Genomic DNA, 24,826 nt, shown 5'->3' with positions numbered 1-24,826 from the left:
ACTAAGAGAGGGAGTTACCCCTCTCTTTTTTATTTGTATTTATAATTAACCTCTTCCAGAGAATGCCCTACAATGCAGTTATTACTGGGACAGATTATTATTACATGAAGATATGGTTTATCATAAATATCATATTTATCCAATCCTTTTATTAACATCAATTCAGGCTTTATAATCAAAGAAGGATGAATTTGTGACTTAAGATACAGAACAAAACGTTTAGGATCGTCCTTAAAATAACATTCGCTACATTTCGGAGGAACTTTTTTAATAAATTTCATTTTGCCATTCAATACAGTCTGTATTCTTTTATGCAATTTTTCAGATTGACACTTTATGGATTCCTCTAAATTTGTATCTTGATTTAAAAAGTTGTATGTATCCATTTTATCCTCCTTTTTTATTTTACTTTTGTTTTCAAAGATCAATTGTTATCTTGTTTAATTATATATACATTGTATATACTTTTGTCAATAAGAAGTAATATTCTATCAACTAAAATTCAGTAGACCCACCGAATAAATTTCTCTTTAATTCTCCTCATTAGAGGAGAAAATCATTTCTCTGGAGGGAATCCATGAGATTGGCAGCACAAGCTAAAGCAGGATTTTACCCAACTCCTGTTGAGATACTTAGTTATTTCGAAAAACTTCTCAACAGAGAGTTAGGAAAAGAGAAGAAAATTTATCTATTAGACCCATGTTGTGGTGATGGTAGAATCCTGAGAGACTTCAAACTTAAAGGTTTTGCAACTCAATGCTACGGTATCGAACTTGATACTGAAAGAGCTAATGAATCAAGATTTTATGGCAGGGTTCTCTGTGGAAGCATTTTTGATACAATTATAAGGCCTCTTAATTCCTTTTCAATCCTTTTTCTTAATCCACCATACGATAATGACAAAGAAGGCAAAAGAATGGAAATCACATTTCTTAAACATGCTCACAAATGGCTTAAGACTGATGGACTTTTAATTTATCTTGTTCCTGAACACATTATGCAAAGAAAAGACCTGAGAACATGGATGTCTCTTCACTACAGGGATATCCAGTGTTACAGGTTTCCTGAAGGAGAACTGTTCAATCAATTCAAGCAAGTTGCTCTTTTTGCAATCAAAAAAGATGATAAGGAGTTGAAATCATCAGAAATCCCTGAAACCTTTGAATATATTGACAGAATAAAAGAATTCCCTTTCAAATATGACAATCTTCCAGAGTCAGATGAGATTCACGTTTTTGAAATACAGGGATTAACTGATGAGGAAATAATCAATTACAAACGGACAGCTTTAGAAAATATCAAGAAAGCTACTGAACTGCAACTGCCTGATATTAAAAAACACTTCTCCCCTATTTTCCCACTTAGAAAGGGACATCTGCTTGCTTACATCACAAGTGGAGCCCTGAATGGAATTATGGTTGGGGATAAGGTTATCAAATCCTTCTCTATAAGAAACAGAATTGAATTTGAAACCGAAGAGGAAGTAATTATAAAAGATACATATCAGACAGTCTTGAGAGTTTTAGATCTTACAAAGGAGGCATGGTATGATGTCAAATGAAATTTTCACTGTCAGATACGGTGGAATTCAATTGAAAGGAGATATACTGATTACTGATAGACATGGCAAGCTAATACTGCTTAGCTGTTACGGCAGTGAATCTCACATCAAAGGTATTTTTGCCAATCTTGGTCAGGGTTATGATGTGGAAATCATAACCAGTAAAGAAAAATTAGAGGCAAGCAGATACTGGTCTCAAATCAGGTTAAAACTGATCAAAATTGGATATGGAAAGTATCACGGAGTTATATACAATCAGAAAATCAATGAATATCTGATTATATTTCCAGGGGAAACATTAGAGGAAGCATACAGCAGGTTTTTTGAAAAAAGAAGGGTTCCAATTCTCAACAAATGGATTTCTGAATTCCACAGGCTTGCAATAACAGAAAAACTGTTGGCTCCTCTTAACTGTATTGGAATTCAGGCTTACGACATTTATGTGAGTGATGACTCAATTTGTGACTTTATCGTAAAGAACATAAAAACTCTCAAAAATTCCTGTCTGCAAAAAGCAATCAATCAGTAATTAAATCTTCAAAAATTTCAATATCTGGAGGATTAAATGAGTAATATAGTCTCTTTAAAAGATTTCATAGAAAAAAACGGCAAAATACTGGGGGAGACTATAGAAAAATATCTCACTCCTGTTTGGAAACAGGGAGAAAAAATATATGAAAAAGAAATTATCAACCTACTAAGAAAACCATTTCCAGTTCAGAAAGAACTCATAAAAGGACTTGCAAAAGCAATGTATCAAGAAAACCGAAAAAAACTTTTCATTTGTGGGGAAATGGGTACCGGGAAAACTACAATTTCACTTTCAGTTGTTGCCTACTCACCAACCCCTCTCAGAACCCTTGTGGTCTGTCCTGCACATCTTGTTGAAAAATGGATAAGAGAGGCAAAACTTGTAATTCCTGATGTTACTGTTGTGGATCTTGCAGTTAAAGAGGCAATCAGTATATTGCAAAATCTCAAAGAAGCAAAAAAACCCGAAAAGCATGAAGTCTGGGTTATCAGCAAAGAGAGAGCCAAATTGAGTTTTTCATGGAGACCTGTTTTTATCACAAAGAAAAATAAAAATCTTCCTTGTTGCCCAGGATGCCATGAAGAACTCATAGACAAGGAAAAAGGCAAAATTTACATTGAAAATATGCTCAGCACTAAAAAATGCCTCTGCCCCAACTGTGGTGAATCCCTCTGGCAGGCTGTGCCTAAGCCAAGAAGATACTCAGTTGCCGAATATATCAAAAAATATCTCAAGCACAAGTTTGACTTCCTCATTCTTGATGAAATTCACGACTACAAGGCAGGCGATACGCTTCAGGGCAATGCAATGGGGATGCTGGTAGGATGTGCAAAATATTTTCTGGGTCTAACAGGGACTTTCTCAGGAGGCTATGCCTCTGATATTTTCTATCTCCTTTACAGAATTGCTCCCCATGAACTTAAAAATTATGGCTACAATGGTGCAGAAACTTTCCAGAAACAATACGGGGTGATTGAAGAAATAAGAAAGCTTGATAATGAGGAATCCTATAAGTATGGTAGAGGAAATAAAAGAAGTGTAATCATCAAAAAGCGACCCGGTATTTCTCCTGAAGTTGTAGGCAAATATCTGCTACATCGTTCCTGTTTCATAAGACTTGCAGATGTAATTGACGGACTTCCTCCTTATGATGAATATGTGGTCTCACTTGAAATGGATGGCATGCAAAAAGCAGCCTACAAGAAACTTGAAGATCAGTTAAGAGAGGCTGTAAGCCGTTACAGAATGAAAGCTGTTGCTCCCATGTTACAATCCCTGCTCTGCTATCCAGACAGCTGTGTAGTTTTTCCCGAGGAGGTAAAAATTAAAGAAAAAGACAGTTATGGTAATAAACATATAGTTGATATCATTAACGCTCCTCAACTTCCTGTGAACTTGTTACCAAAAGAAAGAGAATTATTTGAACTCTGCAAAAAGGAAAAAACAGAAAAAAGGAAAGTGCTTGTTTACATAATCTATACAGGCACAAGAGATATAAGACAGAGAATAAAATCCATTCTTGAAAAACAGGGATTCAGAGTGGGAATTCTTCCTGAGACTGTTGAACCGAAAAAAAGAGAGGAATGGATAAACAAACACAAAGACTTTGATATCCTGATAAGCAATCCTGAACTTGTAAAGCTGGGATTAGACCTCTATGATTATCCAACTATTGTATTTTTTGAGGTTGGATACAATATTTTCACGTTGAGACAGGCTGCAAGAAGGTCTTGGCGCATCGGACAGACCCAGCCCGTGCGAGTTTTTTACTACTGCTACAAAGAAACAATGCAGGAAGTAGCCCTGTATCTTACTGCCAGGAAAGTGGAGCAGGCACTTCTTCTTGAGGGTGACCTTCCTGAAGGGCTTGCAGCTGAACTTTCTGACTCAGGCTCTATAGTGGAAGAACTTGCAAGGGCTCTTGTGGAGGGAAGAAGTTACACCGGAGCTGAAACTGCATGGACTCAAATGAGAAAAAGAGAAATAGAGGCTAATCTGGGAATGAACTCTGAAGAAAGTATACTTTCTGTGACAAATTCAGGTAAAAAGGAAAATATTATTAAAGAAAAGATATTAGCAAGTGAAAATCTCACAGTTTCAGTGTGTGTTCAACAAGGTAAGAAAAAATCAGTATCAAGACTAACTGTTAAACAATCAGATATAGACTCATTAAGAAAAAAATACGGCACTTTACAATTTTGCTTGATTTAAACAAAGGGAGAGCCTTGCTCTCCCTTTTAAGAAAATTCAGTAAGGAGGTTTTTTTATGATAGTCAACAAACAAGACTTAATCGGATGTCTTTCAAAAATTGTTCCTTTGACAGGAAATATAGCAAATGATGTTTTAAGTTGCATTCTACTTGAATGCACTGGAGATAGCTTATATATTTCAGGAACCAATCTTGAATCAGCTGTAAAAATTAAAATACCTGCAAGTGGTTCTGATAAATTCAAAGTATGTGTTCATGGAAAAAAATTCCTTGAAATTGTTAAAAATCTTGGTGAAGAAATAGAAATTTCTGTCAATGGTAATCTGTTTATCAGCTCAGAAAAATCAAAATTCAAACTGAACACCATTGATTATGCTGAATATCCTGATGTTCTGAAAATCACTGATTATTCATTTATACTTTCTGTTAACAAACAGGACATTATTGATGGGATTAATAAAGTTTCGTTTACAATTCAGTCAGAACAGCAGAGTATTAGTTATAACATTGAATGTTTGTTGATTCATATAACTATAGGGGGAATGAGATTTGTTGGCACTGATGGATACAGACTTGCAATTCTGAATAAGCAAAAATATATCTATGAGACAGAGAAAAAGTTTTTGATATTCAGCAAATATTTAAAAGACATCAAGAAATTTATATCAGATTCTGAAATGGAGACTATTCAGATTTATTTTTCAGATAAAAAAAATTATGTTTGAAACTGAAAATGGATATATGCTCGTTGGAATAACAAATGGAAATTTTCCAGATTATGAGTCTGTAATTCCCAATTATAACTCTTACATAAAAATAAAAAAAGAAGCTCTTTTAAAAGCAGTTAAAAGAACTTCTATTATAAATGAAATTACCAGAATAATAACAACTCACTAAGCGTAAAGAGCATTAATCAGGAATTAGGCAGTGCTTATGAAGAAATAGAATCAGAAAATTACACTGATGATATAACTATTGGAATAAATGCCAAGTATCTTATAGAAGGATTGGAAAGGGTTGAATCAGAAGATGTGGAAATCTATATAAAAGAATCTACAAAGGCAATATATTTTGAAGACAATAACTTCAAATATATTCTAATGCCTATCCGTTTGTAAACTCTTAGCCCCTGTCTCTGACAGGGGCTTTTTTATTGTCCAGAAGTAATATATCTATAACCTTACCTCAGTAGGCTTCACCGAACACCTTTTCATAACAAAATCTAATATCTATGAAAGGAGGTTTTATGACTTTTGAGGAAATTAAAAGTCAAATTAAAAATATCTCAATTAAAGACTACTTAGAAACAGTCTATGGCTGTGAATTTCGGCGAGTTGGCGCTTCCTGGTTCTGTTTGTCTCCCCTAAGAGCAGAAAACAATCCCTCATTTTCAGTAAAAATACCCGAAGAAAATGTATGGTATGACTTTGGCATTGGAGAAGGTGGAGATATATTCAAACTTGTTCAAATACTTGAAAACTGTTCTTTTAGTGATGCTGTAAAGAGATTAAAAAACTTTATAGGAATTATAGAAGAAGTTAAAGAAAAGAAAATTGAAAAAATTTGGAACAAAAACAATCTCAATAAATCCCAGTTTGCTCAGCAGTTTTATAATTCCATCAGAAAAACAGAAAATCAGCTTCTGATAAGAAGATATTTCAAGACATTCGGTCTGCCATTTTATTCAGAAATTGGAATTACAGAATATAAGTCTACAAAGGATAATATGCAATTTATTGTCTTTCCATGTCCTAATTCTAAAGAAATTATTAGTCTTGAATGCAGGGCAATCCTAACTGTAAATGGAAACATAGAACATGCAAAAGATGAGTACGGCAAAAAGATAAAAAGAACAATAGGCAATAAATACCCGTTGATTTTTTACAGAACCACCGAAGCTCTGGTAACTGAGTCAATTTTTGACTGTCTTGCAGGGGAAATAATCTATGGTAATCACTTAACACTTATAGCTTTAAATGGAGTAGGAAACGTTAAATATCTTCCTGAGTTACTGCATAAATATCAGATTTCAAAAGTTTATCTTTCACTTGATACAGATGAGCCAGGAGAAATAACTACTAAAAAAGCAATAGACCTTATACCCCACGAAATTGATGTTCATATTTTAAAAGACTGCCACAAAGCAGGAGTTAAAGATTTATATCAACTTTTGAAAATTAAAAATCAGCAGGAGGTTAAGCAATGCTTGCAGAGTTAATTGAAAAAATAGCAGGATTTGAAGCAAGAGAGTCCTCTTTCTACCCACGTCCATCTCTTGCTGGTCCTGAAAGATGTCTGAGACAGCTTGTTTACATGGCAAAGGGCATACCCGCAAAAAAGAAGGAAGACAGATTCCATCTTGTGCTTGATGATTCAAGCTGGCATGAGGAACTTACTCTGGATTGGCTGAGAAAATCTGCATTTAAAGTTCATTCTGAACAATTAACGATTGAATGCGGAGTAGTGCAATGGCAGGGAAAATCTTTCGTGTTGAAAGGGCATATCGATGGAATAGTAACTGACCTGACAGGGAAGGATTATCTATTAGAACATAAAGCAATTAATCATTTCACTTTTTTGAGATATCTTGAAAAGGAATACCCTATGGATTATCTCGTTCAGTGCTGTCTTTACATAGTAGGACTTCAAAAACTGAATCCTGAAATCAAAGACGGAATATTGTTAATAAAAAATAAAAACACTGCTCAGTACCTGGAATTCAATCTATCCTACGATTCAAAATCAGACCTGCTCATAGTTAATGAAGTATGTGGTTCAAATGGATTTAGAAGAGAAGGAACTCAATTTGAAGGGCTATATACAGGTGCAATAGATCGTCTAAACCTGATTGAACACTATAAAATTACTGATACTTTGCCACCAAGACAATATACTCTTGATGACTGGCAATGCAGTTATTGTGGATATAACGAAATCTGCTATGAAAACTACGAAGAGGAATTCAATTCTCTTGATATAGTTGAACTTCCAGAGGAATTTCAGGAAATACTCGTTGAATACGAAATTTTTAATGAACAAAAAAAGATAGCTGAATCTCGTCTTGAAGAGATAAAAACGGAGTTAAAAAGTTACTTAATCAATTCTAAAGCTAAAATTGGCAAAGCAGGAGATTTCACTGTTTCCAGAAATCTTCAATTCAGAAAACAAATCAACAAAGAGAAAATTCCACCAGAACTTATACCTGAAATTTTTGAAGAAAAATTGATAGAAGTCTTAAGTATCAAAAAAAATAATAAAAATAATAACAAAAAATCAAAATAAGGAGGAAAAACTATGATAATTACACCAAAAATAACAAGAGTACAGGGAATTTCTGAAAAGAGAAGACTACCTCGTTTGGGTAAGATAAGATTAGGAGTTAAGGTAATCAACCCAAAGACAGGCAATGAATATCCAAAAGAGACTTCATATTTTGTTGTTCCAGAAGAAGTTGCAAAAGTATACGGTTCTCAACCAATAGAACTTGACGTTATGTTCCCTGTTAACAGCTTAGATATTGTCTTTCCACAAGCTTTTAAGTGGTACGGAGATCAAAAGGGATTAAAATGCATAGGAAATGGACAAATTGCTTACAGGCTTGATGAAAATTCTGGCGAAATGATTGAAAGAGAATGCCCTTGTAAGCTATTGGGAAATGGTTGTGCTTTAAGATGCCATCTCCTTGTTATTCTCCCAAAAGTTAATATGGGAGGAGTGTATCAAATTGATGTAGGGAGTTATAACTCAGTAGTGGATATTAATAGTGGACTTGAATATATAGAGTATCTTATTGGCAGATTCGCAATGGTTCCCTTAAAGTTACGAAGAGTTCCAAGAGAAATCCCATACGAAGGGCAAAAGAGACTGCATTATCCTCTTCAAATTGTATTTGAAGGAGATGTAAATCTTATCAATCAGTTAAGAGAAGATAATAAAAGGATTATTATAGCAACTGAATCTATAGCACTTCCTGCACCAGAGGATATAAACCCAAAACATGATCCAGAAGCTGTTATAGTTGTAGAGGATACAAATGGGGGCGGTGATGCAGAAGTTCAACAACCAGTTTCCCAGCAACAGTCAGCTCCACAATCTGTGCAAGCACCAGTTAATCAGCAGGAGTCCAAAAAGAACGTTCAGCATGGAAAGCCCTTAAATGAATCTAAACCAAAAGAACAGCAAAAACCTGTTGCAAGCTCTAAGCCACCAACGGAAGCTCAACTGAATGCGATCAGAAATATGACAAAAAGAAAGGGTTTTAACTTAGATTTAGTAGAGACTTTTATTTCAACAATTGAAAGCTCTCTAAAGGCAAGCCAGATAATAACTTCATTCGGAAAGGGCGATTATACTGAGCTTGAAAATTTCATAGCAGAAATCACAAGTGCTGAAGAGATAGAAGTACCAGAAGAAGTTACCACGCAGGAGCCATTTTAATCTCTAGAATACAACTGCCACCCCTCTATGGGGTGGCTTTTTATTATGGAGGCAATATGCTGGTAAAATTTATTAAATCTGTAAAGCTGAAATTTAAAAAAGAAGAAAAATTTATAAAAGCAGGAACTGTATTAGATTTGCCAGATATAATAGTCGATACTTTAGCAAATAAGAATAAAGTTATTAAATTCAATTCAGAAATAAATGAAAATTGCTTACAACCTTTTATGTGTGAATTCATTAGGGAAAACGGTTCATGTGAACTAATAGAATTAAGTCTAAAAAAACATTGTTGCGGACCTTATAAAGTATCCAATGAAGGGATATTCAGCTATCTTGCTATTCAAAATAAAAGGTAATATTAAATAAGAGATATATATTTCATAGTAGAAATCCGAACATTTTCAGGGAGAGTTTTTAACTCTCCCTTTTTTTATTCCCATAAAAGGAGGCTGCTATGGTTAAACCAAGAATTCCCATTGAAACAGTCATATTTCTCCGCAAGGCTCATAGAGTCGTCGGAGACAGAAGAAAAAAAGAAAGTAAAGAAAAATGCAGAAAATTTAAAAACATCAGAAGGAGGGTTTTAGATGAAAACTGTAACTGTTCTGATTAAGAAATTACCACACGCAGAGGATTTACCACTGCCTGAATATGCAACAAGATTTGCCTCAGGTATGGATCTTCTTGCATGTGTTAATGAACCTGTGAAGCTCAAACCATTTCAGAGAGTATTAATTCCAACGGGAATAAACATTCAACTTCCTCCTGAATATGAAGCCCAGATAAGACCGCGCAGTGGACTGGCACTCAAATATGGAGTTACGGTATTAAATACTCCCGGGACTATAGATGCTGACTACCGTGGCGAGGTGGAAGTGATTCTTATTAATCTGGGGCAGGAGGATTTTGTAGTTGAAAGGGGTATGAAAATAGCACAGATGGTTATTGCTCCAGTTTATCGGGCAATTTTTCTGAAAAAGAAAGAACTGTCTTCCTCTGAAAGAGGAGAGAATGGATTTGGCTCAACAGGAATTTAATTAACAAGGAGGTTTTATTATGCTATCTCAAATTTCTCAATTAATCTGGGAGAAAAAATATAAAACAGAAAAAGAATCCTCCATTGAAGAAACTTTTGCACGTGTTGCAAAAGCCATAGCAGATAATAAAGAACAGGAGAGAAAGTTTTTTGATATAATGAGTTCCCTTAAGTTTATTCCTGGTGGTCGCATACTTGCTTATGCAGGAAGAGGAAACGAAAAGGCAACTCTTTCTAATTGTTATGTCATGTCTGACCCTGAAGACAGCATGGATGGAATTATGAAATCACTCCATGAATGTGCTCTTACTATGAAAGCAGGCGGTGGGATTGGATTAAACTTTTCCAATCTGAGACCTGCAGGAGACTATGTAAGGGGAACAGACTCTAAGTCTTCAGGCCCTGTATCTTTCTTGAAGATGTGGAATGCCATGAGTAGAACTATTGCAGGAGTCGGGCATAGAAAAGGTGCAATGTTAGCTTCAATGAATATAAACCACCCTGATATAGAAAATTTCATCTCAGCTAAAAGAGAAAACTCAGTTCAAAACCCTGTTCTTGAAATGTTTAATATCTCTGTGGCAATTACCGATGACTTTATGAAAGCAGTTAAGGAAGATAAAGAATGGCAATTGAAGTTTAATGGAAAAATTTATAAAACAGTCAAAGCAAGAGACATATGGCACTTGATAGTTGAAAACAACTGGGCAAAGGCAGAGCCCGGGGTAATTTTCATAGATAGAGTTAACAGATTAAATAATCTCTGGTATTGTGAAAGAATAACAACAACAAATCCTTGTGGAGAGCAACCCCTTCCTCCACATGGTGCCTGCACTCTCGGTGCTGTTAATTTAACCCAATTCGTAGCACATCCTTTTACCCCTGATGCCTCTATTTATATTGATGATCTTGCTGATACCGTTGCAACTGCTGTTGAATTTCTGGACAACACGGTTGATAAAAACTATTATCCTCTTGAATCTCAAAAACAAGAGGCTACTAACAAAAGAAGAATAGGACTTGGTATCATGGGACTTGGTTCTGCACTTGCTATGCTGGGGGTCAAGTATAACTCAGAAGAAGCACTTAAAGTTGTAGACGTTATAATGACTGTAATCAGAGATAATGCTTACATGAAATCAGTAAAACTTGCCAGAGAAAAAGGGAGCTTTCCTTTATTTGACAAAGAAAAGTACCTATACGGTAACCCAGAAAGCTTTGCATACAATCTACCTGAAGAAATAAAGAAGGAAATTAAAAAGTACGGAATTCGTAATGGTTGTCTACTTACAGTTGCTCCAACAGGCTCTATCTCTCAGCTTGCAAATAATGTCTCAAGCGGAGTTGAACCTGTATTTTCACTTTCATATATAAGAAGAAACTACAACGAAGAATTTGAAGTTAATGACTATGCATGGGAAATGTATAAAAATATTGAAGTTGCCACAAATGGAAATAAACCCGAATTTTTTGTAACTGCTCACGAAACATCCCCAGAGTGGCATATAAAAGTGATGGCTCAAGTTCAAAAGTATGTTGATGCTTCTATATCTAAAACAATCAATCTTCCTAAAGAGATAACTGTAGAACAAATGATGGATATTTATATGTTGGCATACGAATCAGGTCTAAAAGGGTGTACAACTTACAGAGTTGGCAGTCTTGAGACAGAAATTTTATCAACCGAAAAGAAAAAAGAAGAAAAAGATAAAAAGGAAATTAAAATATATGAAAGACCATATAAATTAGGATCCACAACATATAAGGTTAAAATCCCCGGGACTCAACACGCATATTATCTTACTTTTTCATACGAAAAAACTAAAGAAGGCAAAAATAAACCAATCGAATTATTTATTAACACTAAAGACACATCCATGGAGGAGTGGACTAAACTAATCGGTCGAATGGTCTCAGCAGTGTTCAGGCAAGTAGATGACCCTACATTCCTAATTGAAGAATTTAAACAAATCTACTCCCCCTCTGGATTTTTCAGTCCTAAGAGAAAAAAATATGTCCCAAGTTTACAAGCAGAATTCGGAGAGGTTATGAAGGACTTTTTTATTGAAATTGGACTACTTGACCCTGAAATTCCAATTGACGAATATGAAAATAATCTCGGAAAATGCCCTGCTTGTGGTAAAAAGGGAGCAATTTATGAAGAGGGGTGTATAAAATGCCTGCTTTGCGGGTATAGCAAATGTGGATAATGTTAATGCAAAAAATTCTTATCAACCATTAGTGGAATATATCAGGAGCCAGCACCATGCTGGCTCCCTTTTTGCTTACATACTTCCACCGTCTTTGACGGGGAAATCAATTCCTGTCATAGGCAGGAAAAAATTCTCCCATCAGGAGGAAAAAAATGAGAACAATCTCAACAATTAAAACAATTTCAACAACTTCAGTCGCAATGGTTCAGCCTATGGCTGAAAATTATAAACCCGATAACAATGACTGCTTTGCAGTCAACCATACCAACTTTGGTTTTTCGTTTCTTTCAATTTTTTCTTTACTTGAAATTCACAGAAAACTCCCGCCATAGCCGAAAAAGCAGGTGAAGGCGGGGGGTGGTGGAAAAACGCAAATTGTTTATTTTCTTAAAATATCATTAACCTGTCTTCGGTGCATATAAACTATCCAGCCAGCTCTCAATATATCAAAATTATCCCACTTTGGCTTTAGTATCAGCTCTCGCCCTATTTTTTTGTTTGCCTGACTGAATCCTCTGTTGTCCTCAAGCTGTGCATAATCACATTTTTCTCTAATTTTTATCAGGGCATACCTTATTTTTTTTATATTTTTCCACATATCTTCTCCATAAAAATCAAAAAATTTCCTGAGCTGAACTGAAATTTTGATATCCTGATTTGAACTTATAACTTTATATGCACTTCTATAATCCTGACTCTGCCATGCTTTCCTGTCTTTTAAAAACTTGAATCTGTTCTTTTTTGCAATGTAATTTTTTTCATAAGGTAAATAAAGTAAAAAACCATTTTTAATGCTAAATTTCAAAGTGTTAAACTCGACTGATTTCTTTGTTATAGTTCTTGTTTTACTCATGTTTTTACACAGGAATCACTGCCTCAATCAGTTCAAGTTGAGACCCTGACTTACGCTTTTCAATACTTTCAAGTTCTTCAAAATACGGGTCTGCTTTTATTGCTACAAATACCTGTTGCTGTTTCTTTATCTGCATTTTCATCTTTATTTCAAACTTTCTTGAAATATATGGCTCAGATATTATGTCAGAAATTAAATTTTTCTCTCTTAATTTTTCAACTATTTTTCTTATTGCATTTTCTTTCTCAGTTTCATACAGAAAAAGCATATCAAGCACTTTTTTATCAAACATTGATTGTTTAGCTGCATCATAAAGACTTTCAGGTTTTGCATATACAATCCCTTTAAAAAGAAATACATCAACTTTTCCTTTTGCTGTTACATTAATCTTATCTTTAAATGCTTTTAAAAATTCTTCAACATTAAACCATGAGTTAAAACTTTCTATGTTATAATTCTGCGTGAATCTTACAAGCTCCATCTGCCTTGCCTGCTTGTCTGCTTCCCTTAGCATTAATGTTAAAGGTTCTTTACTTTTTAAATGATGGTCTCTTACAGCAGTTATTGCCTGTTTTGCCCAGAATATATCTTTTCCTGTAAACTGCTCTGCAAGCCAGTTACTGCTTACTATTGCATGGTCATAAGAGTTGTAAGCTCCAGATAATCTTAACTCTGGAATCTTACCCATATCATGCGCAAGAGCTATTATTATCGCTTGAGGTATAAAATTCTCAGGCTCGGAATAATTCTGCTTTACCTGTTCAACCATCGCTCTTGTTACAGCAAACACATGTTCCTTTAAAGATATTTGAGCAAGATTATCTCTTACTGAAATTAAATCAACTGACTCATTATCTTTTACATCTATTACAACAGAAGGAACTGAACCATGTTTATCAAGCATTTTTAAAATTTCAATTAATATCTCATAAGCATTCTGCTCTTTAAACTGCTTTTCATAAGGGCTGATTACCTCACTGTAAAAAGCAGTTATTGTATCTATATCAGATAAAGATTTATTATCTGATATTTCGGTTACACTATCAGCATTATTTACATCATTATTCACTTCCTGTTGCTTACTTATCTGATGCTGGTTTTTATTTTCCTCAGATTTAGACGATTTTATAAAAACCTCTAAAGTTAAATCTCCTCCCTGTAATTCTTTTTCAAATTCTTTATTGTATTTCAACCATATAGGAGCAAATTCTTTTAAATTAACTTCATATAAGGTTTTTGTATTATCATTCTTTTCTCTTCCAGATGAAAGAATTTCTCTTAAAAAATAAATTACTATAACCATAAAACCAACAATTGTAAGCAAAATAAATACCTTCATTCCCACTCCTGTCTGAATTTCTTTATTTTTTCACTCTTACTTTTTGCATACCGATAGGAAAGAAAAAGAATAAAAGCCGTTCCTGCATGTAAAAATACTGAAAATTTAACTGCAACCGGTATTATTTCTTTAAATTCTAAGAACCACTTTAAAAATTGAAAACCTGACCTTTTAAGCACATCCGGCAAAAAATTATCATTAATAATTTTTACATAAAAACTGATAATATTAGCGTCAGTTAAAAATTTGTTATATAGCATTAGGATCAGCATTGCAAGCAAAAAAGACAGGATCAGCTTAACCCCTACAAAAGTAAGAAGAAAACTCTGCACTATTGCCCTCGTGGTCTTACCGATATAAACTCTCGATGTCAGAACAAACATGATAAGAAGTGTCATTGCAAGAGTTGGAGCAGCTGCAAGAAGATAGGAAAATAATTTATCTGTAAAAGCAGGATTGACATTTCCAAATACAGGTAGAAGTTTATCGGTTACTGCAAAGCTAAAGGGCGACATAATGAAAGTATAAAAAGTTGTAATCATTGATGTTTTACCAGCTACGTCCCAGAAGGAAAACTTTGGCTGCATCGGAACAACCCCTTCAGGCAGGTCTGTTCGGTATTCAACTGCCGAAAACTGCTCTATTTCGCTTAAAGCATGAAGAAAGCTTTTGGCTCTTATATCTGCTGGCTGAGAGCTAATTACTGAACCATCTCTACCGCCCTTGCTCATTTAATTTCTCCTTTAGTTAATACATTCCTTTAAAGAAAAATCTGCCAAGATAGGCGAAGAAAAATGCTATAAAGAAGAAAAAAAAGGTCATAGATGGCGAAAACCTTCTCCTTGCTATACCATAAAGACCAAGAAACAAACAGGTCCATGAAATGGCTCTCGGTATTAATTTATTATTTTCTATGTAAGCCCAGAACTGATGAGGGTCGTTGATTAATTTTATAAACAGAATCGCAAAAACAAAAAAGGAAATTACAAATATATATTTTATTGCCTTATATATCCTGTTCAATCTTTGCTGCCCTCACATCAGGAAGTTTGATTTTTATAAGAGGATTACCCACAAAAGGAACAATGCCCTTGTAGTATTCCCCCTCATACCTGAGATAATAATACCTCGGCTTGAGCCTCTTCACTCTTTCTGAAAGTATCACCCTCTCTTCTTCCTCTCTCATCGAAAATGTAGCTTTTGCATCGGCTATGGAGGGAATTATCTTCCATATGGTCTTTTTGGGGGAACTGTCTTCTATATATTGGGCAGTATCATTATCATTTACCCTCATATATACCCATGTTGAAATGTTATCAATTATGGATTGAGTTTTCTGCTGTCCAATAGCATCTATCATCTGAGCTATACTCTGGGTAAAAAAATGTATCCATAAATTTGCACCACCACCTTTATTAAAAAGCGATTCAATTCCCCAGTAAAGAATCGTGTCTCCTTCATCAAAATAAAGACAAAGCGGAGGATTAAGTTTTCTTCCACTAAGAAGTATTCTACCTACCGCTGATTGAATAGAAGATACAAAAATTCTTGCAATGGAGTGTGCTGTAAATCTTGTTACCTGATCCCCTGTGCAGATATAGAAAATCACTGGCTGGTCATTTTCAAGCCTTTTAATTATTTCATTGGCTTTTGCTTTTCCTATAATTTTGTTAGCTACAGATGAAGTAAGAGAAGTCAGCACCGTTCTTAATGAACCTGCTACTTCACTGAAATACTGAGAACCTGAACGTAATGCTTCCTCTGCATGGAGAGATACTTCTTCTGCAAGTTCTCTTATTTCAGGATTAGGATTGTTTTTGTAAAATTTTACATTTTCAACAATCTGCTGGATCGCATCATAATCAGTTTTTTGTTTTATATCAAAGAAATTAATAAGTGCTTTCTGTTGTCCTTTCGCAAGTGCCTGTAATACATAATAACTCACTATAACTGTCGTGATTTCTCTTGCAACATCAAAAAAGAATTTTTCTTTTGTCTGAATGCCTGCTATAACATGATATATAAGCTCATCTGTAATATAATAGTAAGTTAATGGATTAATTTTCAAAGAAAGTTCAGGATGAACAGGAGATATAAAAATCAGTTCTTCCAGTCTTCCTGCCTGAACAGCTGCAGAAATGATATAACTGAGCATTTCATCGTCTCCTTTTGGGTCAAATACACCAACAGAATTTCCAGATAGAATATCCTGAGCTGCCATGTATGCTATCAGCTTTGACTTTCCTATTCTTGTTGTGCCAATACAGCCAAAATGCTGGTTTCTTTTCTTGTGCGGAATTGTTAGTTTTCTTATTTTAAAATCTTCTCGTAGCAGAGAAACGCCTTCCCCAACAAATAAGGAATCAGTTTTTCTAACCTTACCCTGTTTGTTAAGTTCTAAAATTTTCTCAAGCATATATATTTATTACTCCTCAAAAACAAAAAAGCCCGCCAGAGAGGCGGGCATTGAAAAACAAGAATTAACAATATTTTTATTTATTCTACCTCAACACTCTCAACCCCATTTGCCATAGTGTCCTCGTATATCTGAAGAAGGTCTCTTATTTCATTAACCTCTGCCATTATTTCTTTCTGAGATTTTTCGTCTATTGTTCCCCAGACTCTCGTAAGAACCTCAAGGGAGGAATTTATTAATCCTTTTGCTGATTTCAGCTGGTGTAAAATTGTCTCGGGTCTGCTGAAAGACTTAAGAAATTCCTCCTGTCTCTTCAGTTTGGACTCCAGTGCCTTTGCCTGCATCTGATAATAACTGACTTCATCTTTCTGTTTTTTCAATATATCATCAACCAGTTTTTCTTTTTCTTCAAGCTTTTTCTTTTCTTCTTCAACCCGTTCCTTTTCTTTTTTTAGGTCATCAATTTTCTTGGTAGTTTCTCTCAGGTTTTTATTAAGCTCTGAAATATTTGTTTTATATTCATCTATAATCTCTTTTAATTTTGAAATTTCTGTCTCATATTCATACTTATCCTGCTCATTTTCAGCTGCATACTGCTGTTTTATTTTTAGTTCAAGCTCTTTTTCCTTTTCAGCGAGTTTTTCCTGAACCATTTTCTGAAGCTTTTCCAGATCAACAGACTGGTTTTTTAACTCCTTTATTACAGCATCTTTCTCTCTTAGAGCTTCCTCATACTCTCTATTTTTTTCATCAATTTTTGATTTATAAATCTTTTCCATAGCTTTCCAGAAGGTTTCCTCATCTTCCTTAGAAAGTTTACTTATCACGGCAAGTTCTGCCTCTGTAAGGTCAAGATTGCTACCAATATCAATATTTTCTGATATTTTTTGTTTTGTATTCTCCAGTATCTCTCTTATTTTATTCTTTTTCTTTATCTGATAGAGCCTGATTTTATCAGGTTGTAAGTGTCTTCTTAGAAGATTTAAATCAAAAAGCAAACTGATACTTCTAACTTTATCAAATTCATAAACCTTACATCTTGCAGTCTGGTATCCAAGCCTCTTTAATGCAGCATATCTATTAAATCCGTCTCTGAGAATGTAGTTACCATCCTTTTTCTCAACAACAAGATCATAAACCATGCCATACTGCTGAATGCTGCCCTGTAGTTCATCAAGATTTATTTCTTCTTCAAATACCTGCTCCTCACAGATTATCTCATTCAAGGGTAACTGCATAATTACAAAGTTTTCCATTCTTACCTCCTTTTTGGTTTTAGTTTTTGTTGTATTCAAATTTCATAGATGCATATAAAGTTATCAACAGCACCAAAACATTTAAATGCTTATTTATTCTTATCCTCTCCCGAGAATTTAATCTTTTATCTCTTGAAAAATTTATTTTTTTAAATAATTTTTTTGCTTTTTCACTGCTATCACAAGAAATTTCTATCGTTTTTGTTCCTGAACTATTCTCAATATAAGACAGTATTGTTTTTATCTTCTCCATAGTGTCTTCAATAAATTCAGAAACATCTTTCTTTTCTCTGTCTGCAACAACCGCAATTAATTTATAAATCATATCGGGAACTACTATATTAATTTTTCGTTTTCTTTTTTCTTTGGATATATCATTTTTCATCTCACTATCATTTCCATCAACTATATACCTTCTCTTTCCTATCTTTACTGTCTTCAAGCCACCCATTCTAATCAACATATAGACATCATGTCTGTTTTTTACCAAAGGAAACTTCCCACTTTTTATAAATTCATCAATTGTAATTAAGCTCATAATTAATCTGCCTCCCATTTATTTCTTTTTATTTTTATATAATCTTCATAACTTACAGGTTCAAATTCTCTGTTTCCCTTATCGTTTTCTACATCAAGTTCAGAAAAGGAACATACTTTTTGCACTGACCTCGCATTACCATTATATTTGTGTCTGTTTTTATAGTATTCTTCTGCAGGAATTACAATGTCTCTTCCATTTTCAGAGACAATAAATTCTACATCCCCCATGTCTGCAAGTTTGTAAAGTCTTTTTTGTAAATACCAGAATGCAAAAGTTTGAAATTTCATATTGGGATTATCAGAAAGATACTTAAAAACTTCCTCGTCATCTTCCTCGAGGAAATTTTCGGAGAAACCTACTGCATATTTTCTAAACTTATTATATTTTATTACCCCAATCTGTAATGCCAGAAATGCTTCTGACCAGTAATCACTTTCTTCACAAACTCTGTTATACTGCTTTACCTGATTTATTATTTTCTGAATTATATTTCTCATGTCTCTATCCTGATACCATTTCATTGCTTCTTCTGCATAATCATCAAGATAATTACAAAGCAAACAAGTATCAACTATTTTTTCCATTTTATTCCCTCCTTTTTTTGTTTTCTATGTTTTTATAATTATAAACAAATAAATTTGTTTATGTCAATATGTCTTTTTTAAATTTTATAAAAATTTTTATATTTACTTTTAAGGAAATTTTTGTTTATACTTTTTACTAATATGTATGAAGAATTTAAAAATTTATTAAGAGAACTGAGAATTAAAAAGGGGATTAAGAAAAGAGAGCTTGCTCAAAAAGCAGGCATTACTGACATGTATATGTATGTTATTGAAAGTCCAGACAGAAAACAACTTCCTTCAGATGATATAATCCGAAGACTTGCACATGCTCTGGCTGACAATGAAGTTGAAGAAGCTCAAATTTTAAAACAACTGCTTTCTGCTAAAGCTCTTGCAAGAATTCCCGAAGAGGCTAAAGACAGCATTGAAATTGAAAAAATTGAAAAAACAATACCCCCTGAAAGCATGCCCGTTGAATTTATTGAAAGGCTTAAAAAAGATTTAAAAGACAAAGACATTGATGAAATTGCTGATAAATCAGGAATCAATAGAGAAATCTTAAACGATGTTATTCAGTATAAAAAAATCCTCTCAAGAAAAGATGTCATTTCTCTTGCTACAGTATTAAATCAACCTGTTTATGATTATCTTATAATTGCCAATTTTATTCCAGACAGTGTAAAAAAACTTATCAAACATAACAAAATTTCTGCACTTCTTAGAAGCCTCGAAGAACTGTCAAATAACGATCTTGACGCTCTTATTGATGGTATTATAAATATAATAGAAGCTTATAAGAGGAAAACCCGTGACAGAAGAAAACATAAGAGCTCTGGCAAGAGGTTTCCTGAAAAAGAATAATCTTTATAACTTCCCCGTGAATCTCAACAAAGCTGCTGATGCTATCGGAGCTGTCATTATATTTGAAAAATTATCACCAAAAATTTCTGGACTTGTAATAGAAGTTAATGATTGTGAGTTTCCGTATATAATATCTGTCAATATATTAAAGCCATTCAACCATAAACGATTTACAATTGCACATGAAATTGGACATATAGTTCTGAACCACTTAAAGAAACAAAAAATTATGTACGAAATAGGCCTTTTGAATTCAGAGTTAAAAATCAACAAATTTGAAAAAGAAGCCAATATTTTCGCATCCGAAATTCTGGTGCCAACAGATAAATTAAAACAGACTTTAAGCTGGAACCTCTCTGATAATGGTCTTTCAAAGCTCTTTCAGGTATCAAAAGAAGTCATAAAATATAGACTTAACCAATTACGATTTTAGTTTTCAGATAAGATTCCATTTATACAATTTACAATTTCAAGAATATCATATTTATGATTTTTAGAAGCATAAGCAAATGACAGAATTAAATTTTCTAACACTTCTTTGTTTTCTATGGAAATAACATATTCTTTACCGTTTTTCAATAAATCAATAGGTATACAGAAATATATCATGGGTTGAACGCCATAAGCATATTGTTGTTTTTCTGTATGAATTTCAATAAATGTGTTATCTCTATTAAATACAATGAAAAAAGGATATTTCATTTTTAATTTTACAAATGTTAAATCATTATCAGAATTTCCCAGTTTAAACAAACTCTCTTCTAATTCTGTTTCAATTTTTATTTCATCCAGAAATTTTTCAATTTTTTCTATGAAACCATATAATTCCCTTAACCTATCAGCTGTTAAAATTTCTATTCTTAAAGCATGATAAAGAATATAGCTTAATTCATAAGGTATCCTTTCCTTTCTCTTGATGTCTAAATATTTACAATCTTCAATTAACCATTCTCTTTTTGCTTTCTCTTTTTTGATGGAACTTTTATCGGCATTATAAGTAATCTGCCACTCTATATAGCAAATATTTTTACAATTTTTGCAGTCTTTGTTTTCTTTATTTGTTCTTGATTTCTCGACCAGAAACTCCACTTCACATTTTCTGATTTGATAACCAAAACTATATATGTGTGGTTCAGATTTTAATTTATATCTAATTTTTCCTTCAGATTTTGGTAAAAGGGATGCGTTTTAATTACGTAATATACCATCAACTCTTTATTTGATTCAACATAATCAATATCAACAAGAGGTGACATATTACCAAATAACCATTTATTTTTAAATTTTAAAAGTTTTTTTATTACATATAAATACGCATATTTATATAAATTTTCCAGTGTTACTACAACTGAATTCGCATACTTTTTATCTATAAAAGATGCATTTCTCAGAATTGAGTTTAAATCTCTGAAAGAATAATAATAGATATTTAATGGTGACTCCTTCATAATATCATTTTTTCTTGGTGGATATTTATTAATATAACCATCAGTAGTGGTATATCGACTAACAATGAAAGTCTTTTTTTCATCGTCCAGAATTTTAAATCTAAAATTTTTGATGTTATCATAACTCATTCCATTTTTATCCCTCAAATAAAGAGATATGGTTACTGGAAAGGCAGAGACTTCTGAGGTATCCTTAAATTTTGTGCTCGGGAATATAAAAGATTCTATAAGTTTATAATTACAAGCAAAACTCTTCAATCTTTTAAAATTAGCTTCTTTTATTAAGTATGATAAAGGGTGTAATATACAGATCACATCTGCTTTTAGCTTATTAAAAACCTTTAAAAAAGATATCCCCAAATCTCTATCATAAATATCAGGATCACTTATCACATTGCCTTTTTGGCCCTTTTTGTATTCTGATGTGGTATCATTATAGGGCGGATTGCCAACTATAATAAGAAAACTATTTTCCGGGATATTAAATTTTTTTCTGCTTACATCAGTCAATGAATTCGTTAAAATGACATTTTGATGATTAAAATAGCTTTTCAAATATTCAACTGCTTTTTCATCACAATCCGCAATTCTATAATTATAATGCTGAAAAGGCAATATGAATGCTCCACATCCTCCAGCAAGGTCGGCTATTATTAAATTATCAAAATTTAAAAATGGCTTCACCATTTCCTCAACTTTTCTGATTATGTCAGGTGGAGTATAGAACCCTCCGAGAATTATTTTTTCATGCATGGAAAGATGTTGTGCATAATATGGAGACATTTTTTTATTATAAAATATTAAAACATGCTTTTTATCTTTCTTATAAATTAGCATTTATAACCTATCAATATTTCAATTTTTTCTTTTATTTTCTTCAATAAATCTATTGCCTTTTCATCAAAGTCAATTTTATTTTCTGATAATAAACCGTCCAATAATTTCTCTATTCTCTGTAAGACTTCATTAAATTTTTTAAAATTATCTGATGTTACTTTTAATGTTTTATCCTGAGCCAGTTTAACTACAAAACCTTCAAATTGTTCCCTTGCCCTGGGAGGCATCTTCTCAATTAGTTCATCTCTCTTTTCTATATTTTCCTCTACCTCATGAATAGAATTTTCCCACTCCGTTATCTGTCTCTCCCAGTATGCCTCTGCTTCAAGCACTTTCTCTGGCTCTGGCACAGGTGTGCAATTCCTTACAAGAAATCTCCAGCTGATATGTATCCCTCTTAGCTGCAATTCTCTCTCAAGTTCCCATATTCTCTGAAGATTGCCCCTGAATGTTCTGTATACCCTTGCACACTCCCATAAAAATGAAGCATGAACCTGATAACCTTTTGCCCGGGTTAAATCTTCTGCAAGTTTTACCACTGCACTGTCTCCATATCTGGCACTGTCCTGAATTTCCGCTACAAGTTGACCAAGTTGAAAGTTTGCAACTATCTGTTCTTTTCTGGCTTTTTCTGAACGATTAAGCAATAACATAGCCCTGTTAAATATATCCTGATATGTTATTTCGATTTCCTTTACAGCCTGCACATTTGCCTCCTTTTTATCAGTGTTAATCCTTTCTCTCCTAAATAAAAAACTATGTCATGACATAGTTTTTTATTCTTGATACTGTCTGGCTGTCTTCACATACGAAAATTGTCTTAACCTTTGCCCTTGTATCCGCAACTTCTATTAAATCATCAGTAAAAAATTCCTCATTTCCGCCCATTCCATAAGGTATGTAGCATATGACATAATCATATTCAGAACCCGTTCCTTTGTGTATGGTCATGGCGTAAGCAAGAGCAATTTCTTCTTCAAGGCAATTAATCAATTTATCACCAAATCGCACAACGTAATACCGATTTTCTCTGGCAACAACCGTTCCTGTCTGACCATTGCTTGCCACAAGTATGCCATCTATCTTTAAATTCTTTAAAAACATAACCCTGTCACCAGCCTTAAAAGGTTCTTGCGAATTATTGCCCCTGAGTAAATACTGAATTCTGCTGTTTATGTCATAAGCTATCCTTTTCAACGGAGTTAGTATCTGCCAGTCATAACCCTTTTTCTCAAAATATGATGCCAGATTCAAAACCTTAAGTATTGCCCTATCCCTATCAACTGCCCTGATTATCTCTCTCTTCGTATTTACAGTTCTGTAAACTGTCTCCAGTTTTTTTACCGAACCTTCTGGCATTATTGCTATCATTTCCTTTAAAATACCAGCTCCCTGTACCGGCGAAGTCTGTTCAGGATCTCCAACAAATATTATATTCCCCTTTATCTTTGTTAATGCATGATAAAGCAATTGCCATGTGAGCATGCTTGATTCATCTATTACAACAATATCTGCATTAATTTCCCTGACCTGGAATTTCGGATAGCCAAGAAGATCATGTATTGTTGTAGCTGATTCATCAAGATTCTTGGCTGTTTTTCCTATTGTGGCTGTAAATTTTATGTTTAAAGAGGTGTGCTTGAGTTGCCTGATCAGTGTGGTCTTGCCAGTTCCAGCCTGCCCGGTAAGAACACTATACTTCCACTGTAAGATAGACTTCAATTGCTGTGGTAATCCATCAAATGCAGTTAAAGAGGGAATGTTTCTTTTTGAGAGAATTTCAAGACATTTCTGTCTCATATAATAAACTGAACTAAGATAAACTCTATCTTCTGAAAAAATAATCATTTTTCTGGGATTATTCTCAATTTCTTTTCTTAACTCTTCAGCAGAAATTTCATTTCTAAATCCTTTTAAAATTTTTTTATGCAATTCTTCAAACGTTAAAAACTCTTTACCATTCTTATATGCCTCACTGAGAATAAAATGTGCATAAGGATAAACTTTATACCTTTCTTCTACCATTAAAACTTGAGCAATCATGTCAGTTGACTGAAAATCAAGATGCTTGTTCAGGTAAAAATTATACGGAGAATAACAGTAATCCAGTATTTTTTTATCCTTCCATTTCGCAAGCTTCTTTATTAATGCCAGTTTCCCGATGACAAATAAATAAACAAGAAGGTTCAAAACGACCTGAACCTTTACAAGATTCATAGACCTGAAATTTATTTTTTCAAGTAATCTCATTACTTTATTTATTACTTCTTCAACAGCAAAAGGTTTAGGGATGGAATAATTCCTGACATAAATAAAAGGCTTACAACCCTTTTGCCGCTTGCTTTCTCCCTCAAACTCTCCCTTTGAACCCACCAGAAAAGAAGAAATTACTTCAGGAACATAAACCCAAGTTCTGCTCCTGAGTTGAAACCATGTCCCTCCCCGAGTTGTTATCTGATGAATTATAATTCCTGATATTTTTTGCATAAATATATATTCCCGAAAGGCAAAATATTACAGATAAATTGCAAAAACGGGATTTTAATTCATGTAACAAATTAAAATCCCACTTTTTTATCTGATTTGTGTAACAGATAAATTGCAAAAACGGGATTTTAATTCATGTAACAAATTAAAATCCCACTTTTTTATCTGATTTGTGTAACAGATAAATTGCAAAAACGGGATTTTAATTCATGTAACAAATTAAAATCCCA

27 protein-coding genes are annotated in these 24,826 nt (G+C 33.5%); 15 read left to right on the top strand and 12 right to left on the bottom strand.

Annotation, left to right across the window (positions count from 1 at the left end; translation table 11 throughout):
* Positions 1–29 precede the first annotated feature (29 nt).
* Positions 30–386: a hypothetical protein gene (locus QI155_RS06080; RefSeq protein WP_281321299.1), complete on the bottom strand. Its 357-nt coding sequence runs from the start codon at positions 384–386 to the stop codon at positions 30–32.
* A 191-nt stretch (positions 387–577) separates the two neighbouring features.
* Between QI155_RS06080 and QI155_RS06075 the strand changes: the two genes are divergently transcribed.
* The 13 genes from QI155_RS06075 (at position 578) to QI155_RS06015 (ending at position 12,324) form a co-directional block, all read left to right on the top strand.
* On the top strand, positions 578–1,561 hold the full coding sequence (locus tag QI155_RS06075; RefSeq protein WP_281321298.1) for a DUF6094 domain-containing protein: 984 nt from the start codon (positions 578–580) through the stop codon (positions 1,559–1,561).
* Complete coding sequence (locus QI155_RS06070) at positions 1,551–2,090, top strand: hypothetical protein (RefSeq protein ID WP_281321297.1); 540 nt, start codon at positions 1,551–1,553, stop codon at positions 2,088–2,090. The genes QI155_RS06075 and QI155_RS06070 overlap by 11 nt, the downstream gene beginning before the upstream one ends.
* 36 nt (positions 2,091–2,126) lie before the next feature.
* Positions 2,127–4,304, top strand: a complete 2,178-nt coding sequence (locus QI155_RS06065; protein ID WP_281321296.1) for a DEAD/DEAH box helicase — start codon at positions 2,127–2,129, stop codon at positions 4,302–4,304.
* A gap of 55 nt (positions 4,305–4,359) precedes the next feature.
* Complete coding sequence (locus tag QI155_RS06060; protein ID WP_281321295.1) at positions 4,360–5,028, top strand: DNA polymerase III subunit beta; 669 nt, start codon at positions 4,360–4,362, stop codon at positions 5,026–5,028.
* Positions 5,021–5,200 (top strand): hypothetical protein, encoded by a 180-nt coding sequence (locus tag QI155_RS06055; protein WP_281321294.1) that lies wholly within the window; start codon positions 5,021–5,023, stop codon positions 5,198–5,200. The genes QI155_RS06060 and QI155_RS06055 overlap by 8 nt, the downstream gene beginning before the upstream one ends.
* 349 nt (positions 5,201–5,549) lie before the next feature.
* Positions 5,550–6,521 (top strand): CHC2 zinc finger domain-containing protein, encoded by a 972-nt coding sequence (locus QI155_RS06050; protein ID WP_281321293.1) that lies wholly within the window; start codon positions 5,550–5,552, stop codon positions 6,519–6,521.
* Positions 6,506–7,585, top strand: coding sequence for a hypothetical protein (locus QI155_RS06045; RefSeq protein WP_281321292.1), 1,080 nt, complete (start codon positions 6,506–6,508; stop codon positions 7,583–7,585). Before QI155_RS06050 ends, QI155_RS06045 begins: the two co-directional genes overlap by 16 nt.
* 12 nt (positions 7,586–7,597) lie before the next feature.
* Complete coding sequence (locus QI155_RS06040) at positions 7,598–8,740, top strand: hypothetical protein (protein WP_281321291.1); 1,143 nt, start codon at positions 7,598–7,600, stop codon at positions 8,738–8,740.
* Positions 8,741–8,796: 56 nt separating this feature from the next.
* A complete protein-coding gene (locus tag QI155_RS06035) occupies positions 8,797–9,099 on the top strand; it encodes a hypothetical protein (protein ID WP_281321290.1) in 303 nt (100 codons plus the stop codon).
* A gap of 98 nt (positions 9,100–9,197) precedes the next feature.
* Positions 9,198–9,356: a hypothetical protein gene (locus tag QI155_RS06030; RefSeq protein WP_281321289.1), complete on the top strand. Its 159-nt coding sequence runs from the start codon at positions 9,198–9,200 to the stop codon at positions 9,354–9,356.
* Positions 9,331–9,780 carry a dUTP diphosphatase gene (dut, locus tag QI155_RS06025; protein ID WP_281321288.1) on the top strand — a complete coding sequence of 150 codons (450 nt, stop codon included), beginning with the start codon at positions 9,331–9,333 and terminating at the stop codon, positions 9,778–9,780. Before QI155_RS06030 ends, dut begins: the two co-directional genes overlap by 26 nt.
* 19 nt (positions 9,781–9,799) lie before the next feature.
* Entirely contained in the window at positions 9,800–11,989 is a 2,190-nt protein-coding gene (locus QI155_RS06020; protein WP_281321287.1) for an adenosylcobalamin-dependent ribonucleoside-diphosphate reductase, read from the top strand.
* 155 nt (positions 11,990–12,144) lie between these two features.
* Positions 12,145–12,324, top strand: a complete 180-nt coding sequence (locus QI155_RS06015) for a hypothetical protein (protein WP_281321286.1) — start codon at positions 12,145–12,147, stop codon at positions 12,322–12,324.
* 47 nt (positions 12,325–12,371) lie between these two features.
* Here the strand turns inward: QI155_RS06015 and QI155_RS06010 are convergent, their stop codons facing one another.
* From QI155_RS06010 to QI155_RS05980, 7 genes are all read right to left on the bottom strand, one after another.
* Positions 12,372–12,845: a hypothetical protein gene (locus QI155_RS06010; RefSeq protein ID WP_281321285.1), complete on the bottom strand. Its 474-nt coding sequence runs from the start codon at positions 12,843–12,845 to the stop codon at positions 12,372–12,374.
* Between the two features lie 4 nt (positions 12,846–12,849).
* Complete coding sequence (locus QI155_RS06005; RefSeq protein WP_281321284.1) at positions 12,850–14,184, bottom strand: hypothetical protein; 1,335 nt, start codon at positions 14,182–14,184, stop codon at positions 12,850–12,852.
* The gene (locus QI155_RS06000) at positions 14,181–14,915 is read right to left on the bottom strand and encodes a hypothetical protein (RefSeq protein WP_281321283.1); all 735 of its coding nucleotides are present in this window, start codon (positions 14,913–14,915) and stop codon (positions 14,181–14,183) included. Before QI155_RS06000 ends, QI155_RS06005 begins: the two co-directional genes overlap by 4 nt.
* Positions 14,916–15,190: 275 nt before the next feature.
* Positions 15,191–16,600 carry a type IV secretory system conjugative DNA transfer family protein gene (locus QI155_RS05995; protein WP_281321282.1) on the bottom strand — a complete coding sequence of 470 codons (1,410 nt, stop codon included), beginning with the start codon at positions 16,598–16,600 and terminating at the stop codon, positions 15,191–15,193.
* Positions 16,601–16,680: 80 nt separating this feature from the next.
* Positions 16,681–17,856 carry a ParB N-terminal domain-containing protein gene (locus tag QI155_RS05990; RefSeq protein WP_281321281.1) on the bottom strand — a complete coding sequence of 392 codons (1,176 nt, stop codon included), beginning with the start codon at positions 17,854–17,856 and terminating at the stop codon, positions 16,681–16,683.
* 19 nt (positions 17,857–17,875) lie between these two features.
* Positions 17,876–18,394 (bottom strand): hypothetical protein, encoded by a 519-nt coding sequence (locus QI155_RS05985; RefSeq protein ID WP_281321280.1) that lies wholly within the window; start codon positions 18,392–18,394, stop codon positions 17,876–17,878.
* Positions 18,395–18,396: 2 nt separating this feature from the next.
* Positions 18,397–18,981, bottom strand: a complete 585-nt coding sequence (locus QI155_RS05980) for a hypothetical protein (protein WP_281321279.1) — start codon at positions 18,979–18,981, stop codon at positions 18,397–18,399.
* Between the two features lie 120 nt (positions 18,982–19,101).
* On the opposite strand from QI155_RS05980, the gene QI155_RS05975 reads away from it, so the two are divergent.
* Positions 19,102–19,824, top strand: a complete 723-nt coding sequence (locus QI155_RS05975) for a helix-turn-helix transcriptional regulator (protein ID WP_281321278.1) — start codon at positions 19,102–19,104, stop codon at positions 19,822–19,824.
* The gene (locus tag QI155_RS05970) at positions 19,772–20,257 is read left to right on the top strand and encodes an ImmA/IrrE family metallo-endopeptidase (RefSeq protein WP_281321277.1); all 486 of its coding nucleotides are present in this window, start codon (positions 19,772–19,774) and stop codon (positions 20,255–20,257) included. Before QI155_RS05975 ends, QI155_RS05970 begins: the two co-directional genes overlap by 53 nt.
* Here the strand turns inward: QI155_RS05970 and QI155_RS05965 are convergent.
* From QI155_RS05965 to QI155_RS05950, 4 genes are read right to left on the bottom strand one after another with little or no spacing between them, the layout of a single operon-like run.
* Complete coding sequence (locus tag QI155_RS05965; protein ID WP_281321276.1) at positions 20,254–20,913, bottom strand: R.Pab1 family restriction endonuclease; 660 nt, start codon at positions 20,911–20,913, stop codon at positions 20,254–20,256. The genes QI155_RS05970 and QI155_RS05965 overlap by 4 nt on opposite strands.
* Before the next feature lie 50 nt (positions 20,914–20,963).
* Positions 20,964–22,109: an Eco57I restriction-modification methylase domain-containing protein gene (locus tag QI155_RS05960; protein ID WP_281321275.1), complete on the bottom strand. Its 1,146-nt coding sequence runs from the start codon at positions 22,107–22,109 to the stop codon at positions 20,964–20,966.
* Entirely contained in the window at positions 22,103–22,816 is a 714-nt protein-coding gene (locus QI155_RS05955) for a hypothetical protein (protein WP_281321274.1), read from the bottom strand. Before QI155_RS05955 ends, QI155_RS05960 begins: the two co-directional genes overlap by 7 nt.
* 49 nt (positions 22,817–22,865) lie before the next feature.
* Entirely contained in the window at positions 22,866–24,359 is a 1,494-nt protein-coding gene (locus QI155_RS05950; RefSeq protein WP_281321273.1) for an ATP-dependent RecD-like DNA helicase, read from the bottom strand.
* Positions 24,360–24,826: the final 467 nt, after the last annotated feature.

Source organism: Thermodesulfovibrio sp. 1176 (assembly GCF_029946585.1).
In the GTDB taxonomy this organism is placed as follows: domain Bacteria; phylum Nitrospirota; class Thermodesulfovibrionia; order Thermodesulfovibrionales; family Thermodesulfovibrionaceae; genus Thermodesulfovibrio.
Note: the sequence above shows the minus strand (reverse complement) of the source record. Positions and strands in the feature narration are given on the sequence as shown.